Origin of the sequence: Ahrensia marina (genome assembly GCF_042140245.1) — a bacterium.
Lineage (GTDB): Bacteria > Pseudomonadota > Alphaproteobacteria > Rhizobiales > MH13 > MH13.
In genome coordinates this window covers 1,876,440-1,897,118 of the sequence record NZ_CP159483.1, presented here as the reverse complement: position 1 = coordinate 1,897,118, position 20,679 = coordinate 1,876,440, and the positions used below count along the sequence as shown (strand labels likewise).

The following is a 20,679-nucleotide window of genomic DNA, read 5'->3' as shown; positions in this document are numbered from 1 at the left end:
CTACTGCGAACAAACAATGGAGGTCGTGATGGAGCACGCCTTTTGGCAAGAACGCTGGCGCGAGAACCGCATCGCCTTTCACGAAGCCGAACCCAACCCGCTGCTCACCGAAAACTATGATCGGTTGAAGCTTTCAGCCGGTGACAAGGTCTTTGTGCCGCTCTGTGGCAAGTCGTTCGATCTGGATTGGCTGCTCGCCAAGGGCCTGACAGTCATAGGCGCTGAACTCAACGAAGGCGCTGTGCAGGAGGTGTTTGAGCGTCTGCAGCTAGCGCCGGAAGTCACGCAGATCGGCGCTTTGAAACGCTACAGCGCCGAAGAGCTCACCGTGTTTGTTGGCGATTTTTTCCAGCTGCAAGCAGACGATATTAGACCGGTGGACGCTGTCTATGATCGCGCCGCTTTGGTTGCAATGCCGGACAGCATGCGGGCCGACTACGCCCAGCACCTCATGGCGATCACCGATAAGGCGCGCCAACTGCTGGTCGCCTTCGACTATGACCAAAGCCAGATGAGCGGACCGCCTTTCTCAGTGCCCAGCAAGACAATCGCAACCTATTACGATGAGACGTTTACGCGAGAGCTGATGTCCGACACGGCGATTTCCGGTGCGCTGGCAGAGCGGTGCAGCGGCCAAGAGCAAGTTTGGTTGCTAACGCCGCAGTCAGCGCCATAGCGGGACGGAGGTCATGCCACCGTTCCAGCACCTACTCCTCAAGCAGATGCTCATAGCGCGCATCGGTCAGCGTCTTCAAAAACGCAACCAGCGCATCCACACGCTGATCATCGAGCGCTGGCCCGTGCTCCAGTTCTTCAAGCGACAGCGTGTCGGGTATGGGTGGCGGATCAAAGGGCAAGCCTGTTTCGGGATTGATCAACCGCTCCTCCGACTGGGTGTTGTAGGTGTTGTAAAACAGCACAACGGTGCGCAGATCAGCAAAGACACCATTGTGCATGTAAGGACCGGTGACCGCCACGTTTCGCAGGGTCGGCGTGCGGAACCTGCCCATCGCTTCAGGCGCACCATCAAGGGCCGGGTTGTCAGCAAGTCCAACATCAATGGTGCCTTGAGGCACACCGTTCAGCTCACGAAGCACCGGGTTAAGCGGCGTTCCAACATTGTGATAGAGATAATCGCTGAACGTTTCGCGCGGGTCCATCGCGCTGCGCGCCACCAAGTGGCATTGATTGCAGTTTGTAAATTGCTGCGAGAAGAACAACAGGCGACCAAGCTCTTCTTCATTTGTCAGGGTCGCTTCGCCGCGCAGAAAACGATCATATTTGGAATCGAATGGCGAAAACTCATCCGTTCGCTCAAAGGCTGCAATGGCTTGCGTCATCGCCCGATAGGCGGCCTCAGCATCATCAAAAATGTCGGCGCCAAAGAGCGCAGGAAACTGTTCCAGATAGCTTTGATCTTCCATCAAACGCTCAACAACCGCAGCCTCATCGGCCATCCCCATCTCAATCGGGTTGAGCGGTGGACCACCGGCTTGGTCTTCCAGCGTTGAAGCGCGGCCATCCAAAAATTGGCCGCCCATCCATTCGCCATCTTCATTTTGATGAAACCGCGGCGTCAGCGCCGCATACGCTGCCGTTGGCGCATTGCGATCACCCAGCGAAACGCCATCATCACCAAGCGACGCCATGCCGCGAGGGTCGGCAAAACCAAAGTCTGGGTCATGGCATGTGGCACAAGACTGGGTGCGATTGGCCGAGAGATTAACGTCAAAAAAGAGCTGTTCGCCGAGGTTTGCCAGGTCAACCGTCGAAACATCCACGGTGTTGCGAGTGGAAAAGCCAAAGGTGGCAACACATGTGAGAACGAGCGCGAGGGGGATTACGAGAAAGCGCATAGAAGTCTCCTACACGCCTGTTAAACATGAACCGGTTGACCGGCCTATCTGCGCAAACGCTTATGCGTAGTCCACCGCAGTTGGCGCCATGCCAATGGCCAAGCAGGCCTCATTTCCCAGCACTCCCTTAGAACAAGGCCTCCCGCGCCTCATGCCTGGTCGTGAGAGACGGTGTCATGGCGTTCAGCAATACAAAAAAGGGCCGGTTTCCCGGCCCTTTTGTTTTTGATGACTCATCTCGTCCGAGGTTCTCGGATCACGTCCGAGAATGACGCCATGGATGCTGTTTCCACCAGTCATGACGTCATCCAACTTATCGGTCGTCCTGTAAGAACGGAGCGTGTTGGACCATCAACAGATCGGCTTACAGCCCATCCGTGACGACAGATGTCCAAGCACCGGTTGGGCGCTCGGTGATCACCGGGTCATCGCCACCAAAGAGCAGTGAGTCCACAGTGGTTTCAGCAGCCGCAACATCCAGCACACCGGTGGAACCAGCGGTCAGATTGTTGACCTCACCCATCATGCGAACTTGGTGGGCCTCGGTCTGCGCACCGGTCTGATCATACTCCAGAACGATCATCGCAGCTTCTTCTGGGTTTTCTTGCGCCCAGGTCCAGCCGGCCATAGAAGCGCGCACGAAACGGGTCAGCTTGTCGACCATTTCTGGATCTTCCAGCGACTCTTCAAGCACATAAAGGCCATCTTCCAGTGTCGCGACGCCCTGGTCTGTGTAGTTGAACACCACCAGATCGTCCGGCGAGAAGCCAGCATCAATCACCTGCCAATACTCGTTGTAGTTCATGGTCGAGACACAGGCGGCCTGACCTTGAATGAGCGGATCAACATTGAAGCCCTGGCGCACAACCGTCACGCCTTCATCACCACCATCGGTGGGGATACCAAGCTGGCTCATCCAGGAAAGGAACGGATATTCGTTACCGAAGAACCAGACGCCTAGCGTTTCGCCCGGGAAGTCTTCCGGTGAGGAAACACCGCTATCAGCGCGGCAGGTCAGCATCATGCCAGAGCGTGCAAACGGCTGAGCGATGTTCACCAACGGCACGCCACGCTCGCGCGCAGCCAAGGCGGCTGGCATCCACTCAACGATCACATCGGCAGCGCCACCGGCGATCACCTGCGGTGGTGCAATATCCGGGCCACCTGGGTTGATGGTCACATCAAGATCTTCAGCTTCATAGAGCCCCTCATGCAGCGCCACATAGTAGCCGGCAAACTGTGCCTGCGTGACCCATTTCAGCTGCAACGTCAGCTCATCGGCAGACAGCGCAGGCGCGGCCACCGAGAACGAGGATGCCAACAACGCGGCCCCTGCCAAAAGTTTGGTTGCGGTTTTCATAAGTTGGAACTCCTTCCAGTTTTCGTGAGCACCTTTGCGGCGCCCATTCCCCTTATTCTTCAAAACTATCGCGCCCGCCGGTTGGACGGATGCCAGAACGTAACCCGACGTTCAATCAACGCTATCGCACCATAGGTGAGCGAGCCTGCCAAGGCGGCGACGAAAATTTCTGCCCACACCAGATCGATGTTGAGGCTGCCAACGGCAGTGGAAATCCTAAAGCCCATACCGACAATTGGCGTGCCGAAAAATTCTGCAACGATTGCCCCAATTAGCGCCAGCGTGGAGTTGATTTTGAGTGCATTGAAGATGAACGGCATCGCCGCAGGCAGGCGCAATTTGATGAGGGTCTGCGGATAGGACGATGCGTAGGTGTGCATCAAATCCCGCTCCATCTGCCCGGACGCATTGAGGCCTGCCAACGTGTTCACCAGCATTGGGAAGAACGTCATCACGACGACCACAGCAGCCTTGGAAGGCCAGTCAAACCCGAACCACATGACCATGATGGGCGCGATGCCGATGATCGGCAGGGCGGACATCAAATTGCCCACTGGCATGATGCCGGCTTTCCAGAACGGGGAACGATCCACGAGGATCGCAACCACGAATCCCAGCCCACAGCCCATCACGTACCCGGCGATGACCGCTTTCAGGAACGTCTGCTGGAAATCAGCCCAGAGAATATCGGTGCTCGAAACGATCCGCTCCCACACCATGGAGGGAGGCGGCATCACCACCTGCGGTACGTCCAGCCCGCGCGTAATCCCTTCCCAGAGCACCAGCAGCGTCGCGCCGAAAAGCACCGGGATCAGAAGATTGATCAGCACTTTGGGCGCACCAGAAAGGTTCAATCCGGCAAGCCGTTGGTTGGCCGCCCAGGCGACAATCCAGAAGGCGAGCGCCGCCCATAACAGGCTGGTTCCGGTGAGACCCATCATACGCTCGCCTCACGCGCGCCCATGCGCTTGTTCACAAACGTGCCTATCCAGCCGATGGCGTACACCAGCAACGCTGACATAAAGGCCGCGGCGAACAGCGCCGCCCAGATCTGTATGGTCTGGCCGTAATAGGAAGAATTGAGCAGCCGTGCGCCGATGCCGCCCTGCGCGCCGGTTGGCAGCTCACCAACAATCGCGCCGACCAGCGAAATGGCCACTGCAATTTTCATCGACGCGAAAAGATAAGGCAGCGAGGCCGGCAGCCGCAGCTTCCAGAAGGTCTGGCTGCGCGTGGCGTTGTAGGTGTGCATGAGATCGAGATGCATCGCCTCAGGCGAGCGCAGGCCCTTGGTCATGCCAATCGCCACCGGGAAAAACGCCAGATAGGTGGAGATAAACGCCTTTGGGATCAGCCCCTGCACGCCAAGCGTTGAAAAGACGATGATGATCATCGGCGCGATGGCCAGGATCGGGATGGTCTGTGACGCGATGATCCAAGGCAGCAGCGATTTGTCGAGCACTTTGGAGTGCACGATGCCAACTGCAAGCAAGATGCCAAGCAGCGTGCCCATGGCAAAACCGACCAGAGACGAGGAAAGCGTGATCCAAGCGTGGAAGACAAGGCTGCGCGGCGAGGACGGGTCGCGGCCAAACACGCTCACCTGAAACTCGCTCCACACCTGATGCGGCGCCGGCAGGATGGGCCGATCCATCGCCATGGTCGCCTGCACCATTTCCATAGTGCTTTTCTCAAGGCCCATGCGCTCAAAACGCTCCGCCTCGATACGCCAGTTCAGCGCCACCGTGCCAGCGTACCAAGCGGCAAGGATGATGAAGAGAACCGTGAGAATGGGAAGGATCGAGCGGGCGAACACCTAAACCGCCTCCTCATAGGCGTGGCCGGCGCGCAAGCCTTCTCTCACACGGTGGGCGATATCGAGGAATTCTGGCGACTCACGGATATCAAGTGGGCGCTCTTTTGGCAGAGTGCTTTCAATGACGTCCGTCACCCGGCCCGGGCGCGGGCTCATGACGACAATCTTGGTGGAGAGATAGACCGCCTCAGGAATCGAATGGGTGACGAAACAAATCGTCTTGTTGGTGCGGTCCCACAGCTTCAAAAGCTGTTCGTTGAGATGATCGCGGACGATTTCATCAAGCGCGCCAAACGGCTCGTCCATGAGCAGAATGTCTGCATCAAACGCCAAGGCCCTAGCAATGGACGCGCGCTGCTGCATGCCGCCTGACAACTGCCAGGGGAACTTTTTGCCAAAGCCTTCCAGATCGACAAGCGCCAGCGCCTTTTCCGCACGCTCCCGCTGCTCGGTTTTGGCAAAGCCCATGATCTCTAGCGGCAGCGTGATGTTCGCCTCAATGGTCCGCCACGGATACAGCGCGGCAGCTTGAAACACATAGCCATAGGCGCGGTTGAGCCGAGCCTGGTGCGGCGTGGTGCCATCGACAGTGATCGTGCCGCCCGTTGGGCTTTCCAGATCGGCGATCACGCGCAGAAACGTCGTCTTGCCACAGCCCGACGGGCCGATGAAGGAGACGAACTCGCCCTTGTGGATGTCGAGATTCACATCCGACAGCGCATGCACCGGACCATCATTGGTGGTGAAGGTGAGATCGAGATTTTGAGCGGAAATAACGGGTGGGGTCGTCACGCGGATACTTTCATAGGGGTCTCGCTGGCTCTTGACGGAGCAAGATGTTTGCCAAATGGCCGGCCGTCATCCCCGGACTTGATCCAGGGATCCAGCACAGACATGCATGCGCTGGAATGATGAAAACCCGCAGGGCTGGATGGCCGGTTCAAGACCGGCCATGACGATTTTGAATGAGTCGACACCCTACTCATCCTTTGCCACCTTGTTGAGGCACGCCCTCACACAAATTCAGCTCCCAACGCGGGTCGCCATTGGCGGCAAAGACGGTCATTTGACTGGGGTCATCAAAGCCAAGTTCGATGATGTATTGCTCCAAGAACGGAATGCCCTCACCGCCGCACAGGCCCTGAACACCAAAGCCGCTACCGTTGCTGTGCGGATACTCCCAAACCTCAGCCCAGGAACAGCCCCACTCATAACCCTCGATCCGGTCAGCATAGACATTGATGCCGCCGGGCTCGTCGATGGCATCGGGGCCCCGCGTCAGCCGCTCGCACCCCATCTCATCACCGTAGATGCCTTCAATTGGCAACTCGGCAGCGAACGCGGAAGTGGCGAGCAATACATTCGTCAGCGCGAACAAAAGAATAGTCTTCATCATCCTGTCATCCCCACGCTTCGTGAGATTATTGAGAACACGGCAGGCACTTTCTTTAGAAGTACATGACGCGTATCTGCGAGCCTGACTGCTCCGATCACTTCGTCAATCGCAGCACTAATGTTCTCATACCCCACCATCTGAAGGCTTTCATGTTTGCCGCTAATATGCCTAGCGCAATGCAGAAAAAGCCTTCTTAGCTCGTCTTCACTTCTCCCGTTCAATGACAGGTATTGCTGACGCACGTTCTCATTGAAGTTATCGAATACCAGTGCAGGTAAAACCGACTCGTTTAAACCGTACTGCCGACACAGATCGCGAGCCAAGTCGGTGTTATAGTCTCGAACACCAACCACGGACCCAGGGATATCGCGTACCGCCCTCTTGCTCGGGATCGCAATATGCCAAACATGACCGCTGTCGGCGTGTAATTGATCCCAGACACCATAAATCCAATCGAGCAAACTCTGATTGTACGCGTCGGCCAGAAGCACACTCACAAGTGCGCCTCTCTCCCGTAGCTGCCAAATTTCTTTGTCCGTAGTAACAGCCCACATACCCTACAAATCCAAACGCGAGGACTCTAGACCCCACTCGCCGGGATGCCGGTGCGCTCCACTTTGCGTGGCGCGGTCACCTCTTTCCACTGTGAAAGCGCGGTGTTGACAGCCTGGAATGGCTCGCGAGCAACGAACTTGCCGTGACCTTCGCGCGTTTTGACCTCACCATCATCCACGGCCACCACACCACGGGTCAGCGTGTAACGCGGCAGGCCCTTCACATGCTTGCCCTCAAACACATTGTAGTCGATGGCCGACTGCTGTGTGCCCGCGGTGATGGTCTTTTCCTTGTTCGGGTCCCACACCACGATGTCGGCATCGGCGCCTTCCAGAATCGCGCCCTTTTTCGGGTACATGTTCAAGATTTTGGCGATGTTGGTGGAGGTGACGGCCACGAACTCGTTCATCGTCAACCGGCCCGTTTCCACACCATTGGTCCAGAGCATCGGCATGCGATCTTCCAGACCGCCCGTGCCGTTGGGGATTAGTGTGAAATTGCCGACACCGTTGCGCTTCTGCTCGGTGGTGAAGGCGCAGTGGTCGGTTGCCACCACTTGAAGAGAGCCGGCAGCCAGCCCGGCCCACAGCGAGTCCTGATGCTTCTTGTCGCGGAAGGGCGGCGACATGACCCGCCGCGCCGCATGATCCCAGTCGGGATGCTTGTACTCCGAGTTGTCCAAGGTTAGATGTTGGATCAGCGGCTCGCCATAAACCCGAATTCCGTTCTGCCGCGCCCGGCGGATCGCTTCATGCGCCTGCTCGGACGATGTGTGCACGATATAGACCGGCACACCGGCCATATCAGCGATCATGATGGCGCGATTGGTCGCCTCGCCTTCCACCTCAGCAGGACGCGAATAGGCGTGGGCTTCCGGCCCATTGTTGCCCTCTTCGAGAAGTTTCGCCTGAAGCTGCGCCACCACATCGCCGTTCTCAGCATGCACCAGCGGCAGGGCACCCAGCGCGGCACAGCGCTGGAAGGAGGAGAACATTTCATCATCATCCACCATCAGCGCGCCCTTATAGGCCATGAAGTGCTTGAAAGTGTTGATGCCGCGGTCCTTCACCACGCTTTCCATCTCGTTCCACACCTGCTCGCCCCACCAGGTGATGGCCATGTGGAAGGAATAGTCGCAGTTGGCGCGCGTGGATTTGTTATCCCAGCGCAGCAGCGCATCGTGCAGGCTCTGGTTCGGCTCAGGCAAACAGAAATCCACCACCATGGTCGTGCCACCAGAAAGGCCCGCACGAGTGCCGGATTCAAAATCGTCCGACGAGTAGGTGCCCATAAACGGCATTTCCAGGTGTACATGCGGATCGATCCCGCCGGGCATGACGTAGCAGCCGGTGGCATCCAACTCTGTACCGCCTGACAGGTTTTCACCGATCTCGGTGATCACACCGTCTTCGATCTTGATGTCGGATTTATAGGTCAGATCGGCGGTGACGATCGTGCCGTTTTTGATGATGGTGGTCATGGTTGGTCTCCCTAACTTTCGATATCCTGTGATGCGCGAGGAAACAGTTCAAGCATGTGCCTGGTGCTGGCAGAGAGAGTCGAACCAGTCAGTTCTAAGCCAAGTGCTGCGCGCGAATACGAGTATGGGCTCTTGGGAATATACATCTCTCGCTCGGCAGCGCCCACAACGGTGAATGCGCCGGCGTGTGTGTGCATAGAAAGTAAACGGTAAATGCCCCTGAGCTGCTGATCCTGATACCCAATCATCATTCGAACTTCGTGAGGCGTTTTGATGAAAGCTTCTGTGCCCGACAACAACGCCTTCTGCTTTCGCTTGCTAAATGTTTGCAAATAATCGTTCGACTTAAGTCTGTCTCGCAGCCGAACCTTGGCTTTTTGCCCCTTATTGACCTTGTCATTAGTTTGAAGGTTTTTCATCAGCTCAATGCGATTGTGACAATCGTTTAAATCTAAAACCCACTTTCGACATCTCCATTCATCTTCATCGCAGTCCAAGTCGCCCAAATAAAACTGCATCGAAACAGCTTCAATCAGTGTCCGGGTCAACACACAAATTGAGTTGTGGTCCAAGTATAGTTCACGATCAGCATTGTCCGCCAAAGCCAAGATGCTCACAGCTAAGTTGCCCGCCAACGCAAAAACGTGACTCGCCTTTCCTCGGCGTTCGTCGACTTCTTGCACACCAATTCTTCGCGAAACTTGGTCGCTTTCGATCACTTGCTTGCGCAGTGATTTCCGTCGCGCAAGAAAATGCTCTTCTTCGTCCATTTAAACGTGCAATATGATCGCCTCATCTAGCATCACCCTACAATCTCCGCTTTCTCCACCACCGCATGGAACAGCACATCCGCGCCTGCCCGCGCCCAGTCCTTGGTGATCTCTTCAGCCTCATTGTGCGACAGGCCGTCGACACACGGGCACATGACCATCGCGGTGGGATAAAGCCGGTTGATCCAGCAGGCGTCATGCCCGGCACCGGAGACGATATCCTTGTGTGAGTAGCCCAGTCGTTCAGCCGCTTCACGGATCATGCCAACACACTGCTCATCAAAAGCTGGCGGATCAAACTGACCAACGATCTCATGTGACAGCTCCACGCCAATCGCTTCGCAAAGCTTCGGCGCCTGTTCTTCAAACCGCGCGACCATGCCGTTCAACCGATCCAGCTCGTGTGACCTGAAATCGACGGTGAAAACCACTTTGCCCGGAATAATGTTGCGGCTGTTGGGGTAGACATCGATATGACCGATGGCGCCAACGGCGTTCGGCGCATTGTCCATCGCAATCTCGTGCACAAGCTCGGTGATCTGCGCCAATCCGCGACCAGCATTCCTGCGCATCGGCATCGGCGTTGAGCCGGTATGGCTTTCCTTGCCGGTTACTGTGCACTCAATCCAGCGCAGCCCCTGCCCGTGGGTGACAACGCCAATATCCTTGCCTTCAGCTTCCAGGATCGGGCCCTGCTCGATGTGTAGTTCGAAAAAGGCGTGCATCTTGCGATCACCGACTTTTTCCTCGCCCTTCCAGCCGATCCGCTCCAGCTCATCGCCAAACTTTTTGCCTTCAGCATCCGTATGCTCATAGACATCGGCCTGGTCGAGCACACCAGCAAAAACGCCTGAGGCCATCATGGCCGGGGCGTAGCGCGTACCTTCCTCATTGGTCCAGTTGGTGACGACGATCGGATGCTTGGTCTTGATATCGAGATCATTGAGCGTGCGCACGATTTCCAGCCCGGCCAACACGCCGAGCACACCATCATACTTGCCGCCGGTGGGTTGGGTATCGAGGTGCGAACCGACATAAACGGGCAACGCGTCAGGATCCGTGCCCTCACGGCGCATGAACATGGTGCCCATCTGATCGACGCCCATGGTCAAGCCCGCATCTTCGCACCAACGCTGAAAAAGCGCCCGCCCCTCGGCATCCTCGTCGGTCACCGTCTGCCGGTTGTTGCCGCCAGCGATTCCAGGGCCGATCTTCGCCATATCCATCAGCGAATCCCAAAGGCGTTCAGGATTGATCCTGAGATTTTCCCCCGGTTGATTGCCCATAGACCCCATGGTGTTCCCCTCATCGCTGCAAACGGTTTGGGGCAGTGAAGACCGCAATTGGCCCGACGTCAAGATTTTGACCATTTGGTCGAAAGTTTTCTCGCCTGCCGTTGCTGAAATCGCTACTTTATGTCTTTCTTGGTGCCCTTTTTGCACGCCCAGTTGGTCACGAGTTCGATCCTTGTCTAAACCCAGCCGCATTCAAACGGAGAACCGCGCCGCCATCGCACAGGCGGCCGTGAGCGAGTTTTCCTCGCGCGGTTATCATGGCGCCACCATTGATGCGATTGCCGACAAGGCAGGCATGTCGAAACCCAACCTGCTTTATTACTTCCCCTCCAAAGAGGCGATTTACAAAACGGTCCTAGAGCAAATCGTTGAAGAGTGGCTCTCGCCGCTGATGACGCTCGACCCAGACGCCGACCCCGTAGAAGAACTGCGCCGCTACATCACGCTGAAAATGCGCATGTCCGCGGACCGGCCTCAAGCGTCTCGCCTTTTTGCGTCCGAGGTTTTGGCTGGCGCACCGATTCTCAAAGGCTTCCTGGAAACGCGATTGAAATCACTGGTGGAAGAGAAAGCCACTATTCTGCAAAGTTGGATTGATGCGGGCAAACTGGCACCAGTTGATCCGGTGCACCTCATTTTCATGATCTGGGCAACCACCCAGCATTATGCCGATTTTGAAGCGCAGATCGATGCGGTCACGGGTGCGCAGTCGCAAAAGCCAGGCTTCAATGAACAGGCCTCGCAAGCGGTGCTGTCTATTCTGCTCAACGGTGTTAAACCGCGCTAGGCAGGCTTTGCTGAATTCAACGCATTGTTGGCGAGCACACGGGCAAGCAGCGCGATCAGCTGCGCCTGCTCAGCTTCATCCAAACTGTCCAACAAGCGCGCGTTCACATCAGCGATAACCGCAAAAAGCTGCGGCGCAAGGTCTTTGGCCTTTTGCGTGGCATGAACCGTGTTGGCGCGGCGTGAAGATGGATCAGTGCGCCGCTCCAAAAACCCATCGCGCTCCAAACCATCAATCGCCCGGCTGATCGCATAAGCCGGTGCACTAAACCGCTGCCCAATTTCCTTCTGCGACAGACCAGCGTCTGCGATGAGCGTCATAACAATCGCAAAGGATTGAACGGTGAGCCCGTGTGATTGCAAGGCGGTGTTCATAGCGCGATCCAACTGCCCTGCGAGACGCTGAATATGCCAGCCCGTGCTTGCCTCGCGCACAGCGCGTGCTTGTTCGCCCAGAGTTTCCATCTCACCTGCCATCCGAACTCACCCCTATAGCCAGCGCCTTACGAACAAAAATCGCATTTTGCAACATTTGCATATTGCAACAATAAAGAAGCTGAGCTAAGAAGATCTTGTCAGCAGCGCTAAGGAGGCATGCCATGACCCGCTACCATCCCGTCCTTGTGACACTTCATTGGCTTCTGGCCCTGCTCATTATCGCGGCGCTTCTGATCGGCAATTTTGCGCTCGACCCAATCCCGGAAAGCGATCCAGCCAAAATCGATGCCTTGCGCTCTCATATGATCGGCGGAGCGGTGATCCTTCTTCTGATGTTGGTGCGCCTGGTCGTCCGGTTGCGGACGGAGCATCCACCGGAAGCTGACATTGGAATCTCAGCCCTAAACCGCATCGCGCGACTGGCGCATTGGGCGCTCTATCTCTTGGTGTTCGCGCTCGTGGGTTCTGGGATCGCGATGAGCGTGCTAGGCGGCCTTCCCCCTATCGTTTTTGGCGGATCTGGTGATCCACTTCCAGTGTTCGACGAGCTAGCGCCTCGGGCTGCCCATGGCTTCTTCGCAGCGGCCCTTGCGATCCTGATCCTTGGCCATATAGCAGCAGCTTTTTATCACGAGCTGGTGCGCCATGACGGATTGATAAGCCGCATGTGGTTTGGCAAGCGTAGTTAGTCCAACAAGACCCAACCCTAATCGCCTGCCTAATAGTTGGGCTGGACGAAGGATTTTTCATCGCCTAGGTTTTCGCCCGAACCTCGATCAACGAGGTCGGGCGCTCGGTGGTGAAAGCCCCGAAAGCGCTTCCAGTTCTAGGGAGACAGCAATGAAAACAACAACCCTTACCGTTAGCGCGCTTTTGGCTGGTACGTTTTTGGCGTCGGCTGCAAGTGCAGAAACGATCCGCTTCTGGACAACCGAAGAGCAACCTGAACGCCTCGCGATCCAGGAACAAATGGCCGCCGATTTCACCGCTGCGACGGGCCATGATGTTGACGTGATCCCAGTCACCGAGTCCGATCTGGGCACACGCGCGACCGCCGCTTTCGCCGCGGGCGATCTGCCGGACGTGATCTATCATACCCTTCAATATGTTCTGCCTTGGGCAGAGGCTGGCATCCTCGACCCGGATGCCGCGACCGACATCATCGATGATCTGGGCGACGACACGTTCGCACCAGGTGCGCTTGAGATGGCTGAGATCGACGATGATCTTTACGCCGCAGTGCCAGTGGACGGTTGGACACAGATGGTTGTCTACCGCACCGATCTGTTTGAAGCGGCTGGTCTGGAAGCCCCAAACTCCTACGCCAACATCTTGGCCGCCGTTGAAGCGCTTCACAATCCACCGGAAGTGTTCGGCTTTGTCGCGGCGACCAAGATCGATGAAAACTTTATGAGCCAGGTGCTGGAGCATGTATTCCTGGCCAATGGCGTCTCCCCTGTCGACGATGATGGGTTCGATGAGCTTGACGAAGACGCAACCATCGAAGTGCTGGAGTTTTACAAAGCGATCGCCGAAGCCTCGCCTCCAGGCGATCTCTTCTGGCAGCAATCGCGCGAGCTCTACTTCGCTGGTCAAGCCGCGATGATTATCTGGTCACCGTTCATTCTTGATGAGCTGGCCGGTCTGCGCGACAGCGCCCCGCCGACAGTCAATGATGATCCAACGTCGCGCGAGCTGGCTTCCAATACCGGTGTTGTGACCACCATCTCTGGTCCGTCGAACCCCGATGGAGCCGCCTGGGCGGACATCCGTTATCTTGGCATCACCTCTGGCGCCAACCTCGATGTGGCGCAGGCATTCGTTGAGTACTCGATGAGCGAAGGCTATATGTCGACGCTTTCCATTGCACCGGAGGGCAAATTCCCTGTCCGCCGCGGCACTGAGGACAATCCAACCGAGTATGTTGATGGTTGGTCGATGCTGGATGTGGGCGTCGATCGCCGCGCACCGCTGTCTGACCTCTATCCTGAAGAGGTGATTGGCAGCATCGTCGCTGGCCTTGAAACCGCCGCACGCTGGGGTGTGGAAGAAGGCCAGCTTTCGGTCGCATCGCAGATCATCAACTCGCAAATCATCAACCGCTATGTGCGCGAGTTCATTGATGGCGAGCGCGACGCTGCGGCCACAGTTGCGATCATCAATGAAGAGCTGGCAGCCGCCGTCGAATAAGGCTGCTCGTTACATGCTAGATGCGGCACTGCTCGTTTGGGCAGTGCCGCCCTCCCCCTTCTGGCGCTTTCTCCTGTGTCCGTTGTCTCTATCGGGTAAACGCCGTGTCGATTGCTGACTCCTCCTCCTTAGGCCCGCCCAAAGGCTCAGGTCCGATGCGCAAGCGCGAGGCCAAGCTTGCCTTTGGCATGCTGCTGCCAACCGCGCTGATCGTGGTTTTGGTCGTCCTAGGACCGCTGCTTGCCAATTTCTGGATCTCCGTCAAACCGGTCGAGCTGGCCGATCTACGTGCGCCCACCGCATTGGTGACGGAGCGCTTGCGAGGCGATGCCGAAGCGGTTGGCGATGAGGTGGAGCTGGAATATCGCATTCGCAATTCCTCACCCAATCAGCCGGTGCGCGAGGCAGCCTTCACCGACACCATCCCTGCCGGCCTCACAGTTACCAGCCTTGATGAACGTTGCATCCTCACCGGCCGTGAACTCTCCTGCTCACTCGGCGATCTGGAAGGTGGCTTTCGCGAACGCTTCCGCTTGCAAGCCGACGTCAACCAAGCCTTTCTCGATCAACCCTCTGATGTTCGCGCCACCGACCCAGCGGTTACGGGCTCAGGCGTCAACGTGCTCACCAGCCTGGATTTCACGTGGGAGAACTTCGAGCGCATCTTTGACAGCTCAGAGTTTTGGAGCGTTTTGCGCGTCACGATCTACTACACGGTGTTCTCCACCGCAGGTGCTCTGATCGTTGGCCTGTTTGCCGCCCAGTTAATGAACACCGCTTTTAAAGGGCGCGGCATCCTGCGCGGACTGTTTCTCTTCCCCTATGTCGCACCGGTCATCGCGGTGGCCTTCACCTGGCTCATTCTGCTTGATCCGTTTTCGGGCACCATCAACGCGATGCTGGTCGAGATGGGGCTGATAGGCGCGCCAATCAATTTCTTCGGCACGCGAGAAGTGGACATCACCATTTTTGGGCTGACGTTCGGGTTCCCCGTCGCGCTCTCCACCGTGATTGCCTTTGAAGCCTGGCGATACTTCCCGCTCTCCTTCTTGTTCATCCTGGCGGCGATGCAATCGGTGTCCTCAGAAATGTATGAAGCCGCCGAGATGGATGGTGCAACGCCCCTGCAACAGTTCTGGTATCTGTCTCTGCCGCAACTGGTTGGCATCCTCTCGGTGCTCTTCCTGCTGCGGTTCATTTGGACCTTCAACAAGTTCGACGACATCTTCCTGCTGACAGGCGGTGCCGCAGGAACGCGCACGCTGACCGTTCAGGTTTATGAGCAGGGCTTTGCCCTTTCCAATCTTGGCGCCGGTGCTGCCGTGGCCGTGGTCGTCTTTTTCGTGCTTCTGGCGTTTGCACTCGCCTTCTTCAAATTCTCACCCAAAGAAGGAGGGGCGTAGGCCATGGCAATTGCAGACACGTCCCCTGCTCCCAGCCAATCAGGTTTTGCCTTTGGCACTGGCACCCTCATCAGTGCGGTCATCGGCGCTTTGGCTGGCTTCGTTGTTATGATTGTGGTCGGCGTGACGCTCGGCCTTATCACCGGTGCTTTCGCGTCGCCACCGGCGGGCGCTGCCGCCTTGGCCGGTTTGGTGGCTGGTGGTTACATCGGCGCGCTCGATCCAGCCGCCCGCGCCACAAAGCGCTCGCGCGCCATTGCCTTCATCCTGTTCCTTATCGTGCATCTGTTGGCGACGTTCGCCATGCCTTTCGGCTTGCCCATGGATGCCATCGCTGTCTGGCAAGGCATCGCGCTGGCGGTCTTGGGCATGCTGACCGTAATCGGCACAACACTGATGACCGGCGACCTGCCGTCCGGCCAAGTGTCACGCTACATGGCCGAAGCGGCTTTCATCCGCACGATGAAAGGCCTGGGCTTTGTCATTTTCACGGTCATGGTCGCCCTACCCTTTTACGTGATGGTGATGACCAGCCTGAAAAATCAGGCCGAACTGCTCGCCAATCCGCTGGACCTCTCCATTGATCTATCACAAGGCTTCAGCAGTCTTTTCTCCAGCTATTACGAGCTCTTCACCCAGTTCAACTTTGGCCGCTATCTTCTGGTCTCGTTCATCGTTTCCACCGCGACGGTGATCCTGACACTGCTCTTCTCCATCCCAGGCGCCTATGCCGTCGCGCGCCTCCGGTTCAAAGGTCAGCACGCCTTCGCCCGCTCGATCCTGCTGATCTACATGGTGCCAGCGATTGTTTTGGTGATCCCGCTCTACGCTGTGTTCTCCCAGCTTGGCCTACGTAACTCGCTGCTTGGCCTGCTGATCGTCTATCCGGCAACAACGGTGCCGGTCGCGCTTTACATGTTGAAGGGCTACTTCGAGGGCATCCCGGCAGAGCTTGAAGAAGCAGGCTTAATGGACGGACTAACGCGCTTTGGTGTGATCATTAAAATCACGCTGCCGCTCGCTCTGCCCGCCCTCGCCTCGGTCTCGCTTTATGTCTTCATGATTGCGTGGAACGAGTTCCTGTTCGCCTTCATGTTCCTCGATGATCCATCGATCTTCACGCTCTCCCGCGGCGTGGTCTCTCTCAACTCGTCCGAAGTGCCGCGCCAGCATTTGATGGCAGGTGCCGTGGTGGCCACCGTGCCGGTGCTGGTCGTTTTCCTGTGGCTGGAGCGCTTCCTGGTCGCCGGTCTGACAGCTGGCAGCGTGAAAGGCTGATTACATGGGCGCAGCAGAAAAACTCCACGTGGATGATGCCACCCTCTCGCGCGAGGCGCAGGCCATCATTACCGGCAACGACCGTGGCGGTTACACCGTTCCGACAGCAGGTCTCTATCCCTATCAGTGGAACTGGGACTCCGCGATTGTCGCAATGGGCTTTGCCGCTTTCGATCTAGATCGCGCTTGGGCCGAGATCGAAACCCTCGTTGCCCATCAGTGGCCCGACGGCATGATCCCGCACATCGTCTTCCACAAGGAAGCGCCAACCTATTTCCCTGGCCCTAATGTTTGGGACACAGGGCGTCCAGTGCCAACATCAGGGCATTCGCAGCCTCCCGTGGCTGCCTTTTGTGCTGAGGAACTCTTAGCCCGCGACAATGGCGCACTTGGCCAGGCGCGGGCGGCACGGGTGTTCGATGCGCTAATGCGCTGGCACCGTTGGTGGCACGACTATCGCGATCCTGGCGCTCTCGGCATTGTTGCGATCACGCATCCTTGGGAGTCGGGCCGCGACAACTCACCAGATTGGGACGAAGCTCTGAAAGCCGTCGATGGGTCCAATGTGGCGCCCTATGAACGGCGTGATCTGAAACATGTCGATGCAAAAATGCGGCCCACCAAAGAGGAATATGACCGTTACATCGCGCTTGTGGAGTTTGGCCGTTCGCTTGGCTGGAACGCGCGCGACATCGGCCAGCGCAACCCGTTTTTTGTGGCCGATCCCGGAACGACGTTCATCTTGCTCGCCGCCGACCGGGCACTTCTGCGCATGGCCAAGTTTCTCAATAAGATCGACGATGTACCCGTCATCGAAGAATGGATTGCCCGCGCAGAAACCGGCGTCAATCGCCTGTGGGATGCAAGCCAAGAAACCTTTGCGGCGCTCGATCTGCGCACCTCCAAGCATGGCGGGGGCGTGTCGAACGCGGCCATGCTCTGCTTCTTCGCCGGTGTCGGCAGTAACGATCAACGCGCAGCGATGATCGGCCACTTCCGGCGCATCCGCGCGAAGACCGGATTTGGCGTTGCCAGCCATGACCCCGATCAGCCGAACTTTGATTCCATCCGCTATTGGCGCGGCCCAGTCTGGGCCTTCATGAACATGATGATCGGCAGGGGTCTCAACGAGCAGGGCTATGAGGCCGAAGGCCATCAGGTCTGGGAGGATACCCGTGCGCTGCTCTCCGGTTACGGCTTTGCCGAGTACTTCGATTGCAATGACGGCTCACCAGCAGGTGGCGGCGCGTTCTCCTGGACCGCGGCCACATGGCTGCAATACGCCGCACAAGGGGCTCCCTGGGCTCCACAGATAAAAGAGTAGAGGGTTCCAATGGGCGCGATTGAACTCAAATCCGTTGAGAAATGGTTCGACGAGCTTCAGGTCATCAAGGGCGTGGACCTCAAGATCGAAGATGGGGAGTTCGTGGTCTTTGTCGGCCCCTCTGGCTGTGGGAAATCCACGCTTTTGCGCATCATTTCCGGCCTGGAAGAAGCTTCGCGTGGCGACATCCTGATCGATGGCAACAGCGTTGTCTCGGCGCCTCCGTCCCAACGTGGCCTAGCGATGGTGTTCCAGTCCTACGCGCTCTACCCACACATGTCGGTGCGCGAGAATGTCGGCTTTGGCCTCAAAACCGCGGGCAAGCCGAAATCAGAAATCCAAGAGAAAGTCGATTACGCGGCAGGCATCCTCAAACTCGATGATTATCTCGACCGGCGCCCCAAAGCACTCTCAGGCGGGCAGCGTCAGCGCGTTGCCATCGGGCGCGCCATCGTGCGTGAGCCCAGCGCCTTTCTGTTCGATGAGCCACTGTCGAACCTTGATGCCGCCCTGCGCGTCGAGATGCGCTTTGAGATCGCCAAGCTGCACCAAAATCTCGGCTCGACCATGATCTACGTGACCCATGATCAGGTCGAGGCCATGACGCTGGCCGACAAGATCGTCGTGTTATCGGCTGGCCAGATCGAGCAGGTCGGTTCACCGCGCGAGCTTTACGAGCACCCAGCCAATCTGTTCGTTGCGCAGTTCATCGGCTCACCGAAAATGAACATCATCCCATGCTCAACGGTGGCGGAAAACTTCAAGATTGAGGGTCATGGCACCGGCAGCTTCCCCTATCACGCAACAGGCCGCAAAGCGGTGAAGCTCGGCATTCGCCCCGAACATGTTCAGCTTGGCGATCCGTCCTACGCTCACATGAAGGGGCGCGTCGACGTCGTGGAGTATCTTGGCGCCGACACCTATCTCTATGTCACACCAGAAGGGCACGACACATTGATCGTGCGTGTAGCGGGCACCGAAACGGTGAAGGTCGGCGATGATGTCGCGCTGATCTTCGAAAAAGACTTTGTCTGCTTCTTCGACGAGAACGGCCAAGCAATCCGGTGATCTGGCTGGCCCTTAAGCGTTAGCTGCCCGCAGCTGGCCCATCCATCTCGCGCACAGACCAACCGGTCATCCGCTTCTCCACCGCGATCGCGATCACATACATGATGACGCCCATAATGGCGGTCACGAGCAATCCGGCGAACACAAGCGGCACCTCAAAGCGCGAGCTGGCCACGATCATCAAATGGCCGATTCCTTTGTTGGAAGCGACAGTCTCGGCAATGATCGAGCCAACGAACGCGACGGTGATGGCAATCTTCAAAGACGCGAAGAAGTAGGGCAACGAACGCGGAATACCGACCTTCACGATGATGTCGCGTTTCGACGCCCCAAGCGCGCGCAATACATCCTTCAGCTCCGGCTCCACAGTCGCGATGCCGGTCGCAACGTTCACCAGGATCGGGAAAAACGAGATAAGAAACGCGGTGATGATGGCGGGCACCGTGCCGATGCCAAACCAGATCACCAGGATGGGCACCACGGCCACTTTGGGGATCGAGTTGAAGCCGATCAGCACGGGATAAAAGCCATTATAGATGAGGCTCGACGACCCGATGATGATCCCGGTGACAAGGCCAAAGACGATAGCAATCGCAAAGCCAACCACAGTTGTCATCGCAGTCTGCGCGGCGTTCTCCAGGATAGGAACGCGCCACTGCCACATGGCCTCAAAGATCACTGAGGGCGCAGGCAGAATGAATTCTGGGAAATCAAAAACCCGGACCGCCAACTCCCAAAACAGGAAGAGACCAATCACCACGGCCCAAGGCATGATCCGCTCAAGGGTCTTCTGCGACATTTGAAAGCCGGCCGCTTGCGTATCACTCGCGGCCGTTTGTGGAGCAGTTGTATCAGCCATTACGCAGCATCCTGTCGCGCGGTGTAGATATGATCGCGCAGATCGTGCGCGATGTCGCCAAAGTCCGGGCGGAAAGTGATATCGAGATCACGCGGACGGGCGAATTCGATATCGCGCTCATGGATGATGCGGCCAGGGCGCGAACTCATCACATACACTTTGTCGGCGAGATAAACCGCCTCACGCAGATCGTGCGTCACCAGAATGACCGTTGGATTTTTGGTCATCCAAACCTCTTGCAGCACACCCCACAACTCTTCACGGGTGAACATATCGAGCGCCGCAAACGGCTCATCCAGCATCAACAGGGCTGGCTCGTGGATCAGCGCCCGGCAGAGCGAGACGCGCTGCTGCATGCCACCGGAAAGCTGCCAGGGATATTTTTCGTCAAACCCTTCAAGGCCCACAAGCTTCAAAAGCGCCCGCGCTTTGTCGCGGAACTGGCTCTTCTTCTGCATAAACTCTGAGCGATAAGGCTGGGTGATTTCCAGCGGCAGCATTACGTTATCAAGCGTGGTGCGCCACGGCAGAAGCGTTGCCGCCTGAAAGGCCATGCCCACCATAGAAAGCGGGCCAGACACAGTTTGCCCGGCGACAGAAACGCCGCCGGACGTCACAGGCCAAAGGCCTGACATAGCTTTCATGAGGGTGGACTTGCCACAACCGGAAGGCCCGACGACGGCGATGAATTCGCCTTTGCCAACCGATAGGTTCATCCCCGACAGGGCAAGCGTGCCGGTGGCTTCACCACCGTAACGCAGAGCCACATTGTCGATATCGACAAATCCAGTCCCCATGAAATCGC

At 57.3% G+C, this 20,679-nt stretch carries 21 protein-coding genes; 8 read left to right on the top strand and 13 right to left on the bottom strand.

What is annotated here, in order from left to right; translation table 11 throughout:
• Positions 1-28 precede the first annotated feature (28 nt).
• A complete protein-coding gene (tmpT, locus tag ABWH92_RS09315; protein ID WP_375574128.1) occupies positions 29-676 on the top strand; it encodes a thiopurine S-methyltransferase in 648 nt (215 codons plus the stop codon).
• A 31-nt stretch (positions 677-707) separates the two neighbouring features.
• On the opposite strand, the gene ABWH92_RS09310 is transcribed toward tmpT, so the two are convergent.
• The 10 genes from ABWH92_RS09310 to ABWH92_RS09265 all read right to left on the bottom strand — a co-directional run bounded on the left by ABWH92_RS09310 (position 708) and on the right by ABWH92_RS09265 (position 10,519).
• Entirely contained in the window at positions 708-1,856 is a 1,149-nt protein-coding gene (locus tag ABWH92_RS09310; protein WP_375574127.1) for a cytochrome-c peroxidase, read from the bottom strand.
• 364 nt (positions 1,857-2,220) lie between these two features.
• Entirely contained in the window at positions 2,221-3,216 is a 996-nt protein-coding gene (locus ABWH92_RS09305; RefSeq protein ID WP_375574126.1) for an ABC transporter substrate-binding protein, read from the bottom strand.
• A 65-nt stretch (positions 3,217-3,281) separates the two neighbouring features.
• Positions 3,282-4,154, bottom strand: a complete 873-nt coding sequence (locus tag ABWH92_RS09300; protein WP_375574225.1) for an ABC transporter permease — start codon at positions 4,152-4,154, stop codon at positions 3,282-3,284.
• Entirely contained in the window at positions 4,154-5,032 is an 879-nt protein-coding gene (locus tag ABWH92_RS09295) for an ABC transporter permease (RefSeq protein ID WP_375574125.1), read from the bottom strand. The genes ABWH92_RS09300 and ABWH92_RS09295 overlap by 1 nt, the downstream gene beginning before the upstream one ends.
• Positions 5,033-5,824 carry an ABC transporter ATP-binding protein gene (locus ABWH92_RS09290; RefSeq protein ID WP_375574124.1) on the bottom strand — a complete coding sequence of 264 codons (792 nt, stop codon included), beginning with the start codon at positions 5,822-5,824 and terminating at the stop codon, positions 5,033-5,035.
• A gap of 190 nt (positions 5,825-6,014) precedes the next feature.
• Positions 6,015-6,428: a hypothetical protein gene (locus ABWH92_RS09285; protein WP_375574123.1), complete on the bottom strand. Its 414-nt coding sequence runs from the start codon at positions 6,426-6,428 to the stop codon at positions 6,015-6,017.
• The gene (locus ABWH92_RS09280) at positions 6,425-6,925 is read right to left on the bottom strand and encodes a hypothetical protein (protein WP_375574122.1); all 501 of its coding nucleotides are present in this window, start codon (positions 6,923-6,925) and stop codon (positions 6,425-6,427) included. Before ABWH92_RS09280 ends, ABWH92_RS09285 begins: the two co-directional genes overlap by 4 nt.
• An 83-nt stretch (positions 6,926-7,008) precedes the next feature.
• Positions 7,009-8,463: a dihydropyrimidinase gene (hydA, locus tag ABWH92_RS09275; RefSeq protein WP_375574121.1), complete on the bottom strand. Its 1,455-nt coding sequence runs from the start codon at positions 8,461-8,463 to the stop codon at positions 7,009-7,011.
• 11 nt (positions 8,464-8,474) lie between these two features.
• Positions 8,475-9,233, bottom strand: a complete 759-nt coding sequence (locus ABWH92_RS09270) for a hypothetical protein (RefSeq protein ID WP_375574120.1) — start codon at positions 9,231-9,233, stop codon at positions 8,475-8,477.
• Positions 9,234-9,265: 32 nt separating this feature from the next.
• The gene (locus ABWH92_RS09265) at positions 9,266-10,519 is read right to left on the bottom strand and encodes a Zn-dependent hydrolase (protein ID WP_375574119.1); all 1,254 of its coding nucleotides are present in this window, start codon (positions 10,517-10,519) and stop codon (positions 9,266-9,268) included.
• 181 nt (positions 10,520-10,700) lie between these two features.
• Here ABWH92_RS09265 and rutR point away from each other — a divergent pair, with 181 nt between their 5' ends.
• Entirely contained in the window at positions 10,701-11,315 is a 615-nt protein-coding gene (gene rutR, locus ABWH92_RS09260; protein ID WP_375574118.1) for an HTH-type transcriptional regulator RutR, read from the top strand.
• Here the strand turns inward: rutR and ABWH92_RS09255 are convergent.
• Positions 11,312-11,791: a MarR family winged helix-turn-helix transcriptional regulator gene (locus ABWH92_RS09255; RefSeq protein ID WP_375574117.1), complete on the bottom strand. Its 480-nt coding sequence runs from the start codon at positions 11,789-11,791 to the stop codon at positions 11,312-11,314. The genes rutR and ABWH92_RS09255 overlap by 4 nt on opposite strands.
• Positions 11,792-11,913: 122 nt before the next feature.
• Here ABWH92_RS09255 and ABWH92_RS09250 point away from each other — a divergent pair, with 122 nt between their 5' ends.
• From ABWH92_RS09250 to ABWH92_RS09225, 6 genes are all read left to right on the top strand, one after another.
• Positions 11,914-12,441 (top strand): cytochrome b, encoded by a 528-nt coding sequence (locus ABWH92_RS09250; RefSeq protein ID WP_375574116.1) that lies wholly within the window; start codon positions 11,914-11,916, stop codon positions 12,439-12,441.
• Positions 12,442-12,592: 151 nt separating this feature from the next.
• The gene (locus ABWH92_RS09245; RefSeq protein WP_375574115.1) at positions 12,593-13,942 is read left to right on the top strand and encodes an ABC transporter substrate-binding protein; all 1,350 of its coding nucleotides are present in this window, start codon (positions 12,593-12,595) and stop codon (positions 13,940-13,942) included.
• 155 nt (positions 13,943-14,097) lie between these two features.
• On the top strand, positions 14,098-15,345 hold the full coding sequence (locus ABWH92_RS09240; RefSeq protein ID WP_375574114.1) for a carbohydrate ABC transporter permease: 1,248 nt from the start codon (positions 14,098-14,100) through the stop codon (positions 15,343-15,345).
• 3 nt (positions 15,346-15,348) lie between these two features.
• On the top strand, positions 15,349-16,623 hold the full coding sequence (locus ABWH92_RS09235; RefSeq protein WP_375574113.1) for a carbohydrate ABC transporter permease: 1,275 nt from the start codon (positions 15,349-15,351) through the stop codon (positions 16,621-16,623).
• 4 nt (positions 16,624-16,627) lie between these two features.
• Positions 16,628-17,947 carry an amylo-alpha-1,6-glucosidase gene (locus tag ABWH92_RS09230; protein ID WP_375574112.1) on the top strand — a complete coding sequence of 440 codons (1,320 nt, stop codon included), beginning with the start codon at positions 16,628-16,630 and terminating at the stop codon, positions 17,945-17,947.
• A 9-nt stretch (positions 17,948-17,956) separates the two neighbouring features.
• Positions 17,957-19,015: an ABC transporter ATP-binding protein gene (locus ABWH92_RS09225; protein ID WP_375574111.1), complete on the top strand. Its 1,059-nt coding sequence runs from the start codon at positions 17,957-17,959 to the stop codon at positions 19,013-19,015.
• A gap of 19 nt (positions 19,016-19,034) precedes the next feature.
• Here ABWH92_RS09225 and ABWH92_RS09220 read toward each other — a convergent pair whose 3' ends face one another.
• Together ABWH92_RS09220 and ABWH92_RS09215 are read right to left on the bottom strand one after the other, a co-directional pair.
• On the bottom strand, positions 19,035-19,814 hold the full coding sequence (locus ABWH92_RS09220) for an ABC transporter permease (RefSeq protein WP_375574224.1): 780 nt from the start codon (positions 19,812-19,814) through the stop codon (positions 19,035-19,037).
• A gap of 59 nt (positions 19,815-19,873) precedes the next feature.
• Positions 19,874-20,671: an ABC transporter ATP-binding protein gene (locus ABWH92_RS09215; protein WP_375574110.1), complete on the bottom strand. Its 798-nt coding sequence runs from the start codon at positions 20,669-20,671 to the stop codon at positions 19,874-19,876.
• Between the last annotated feature and the right edge of the window lie 8 nt (positions 20,672-20,679).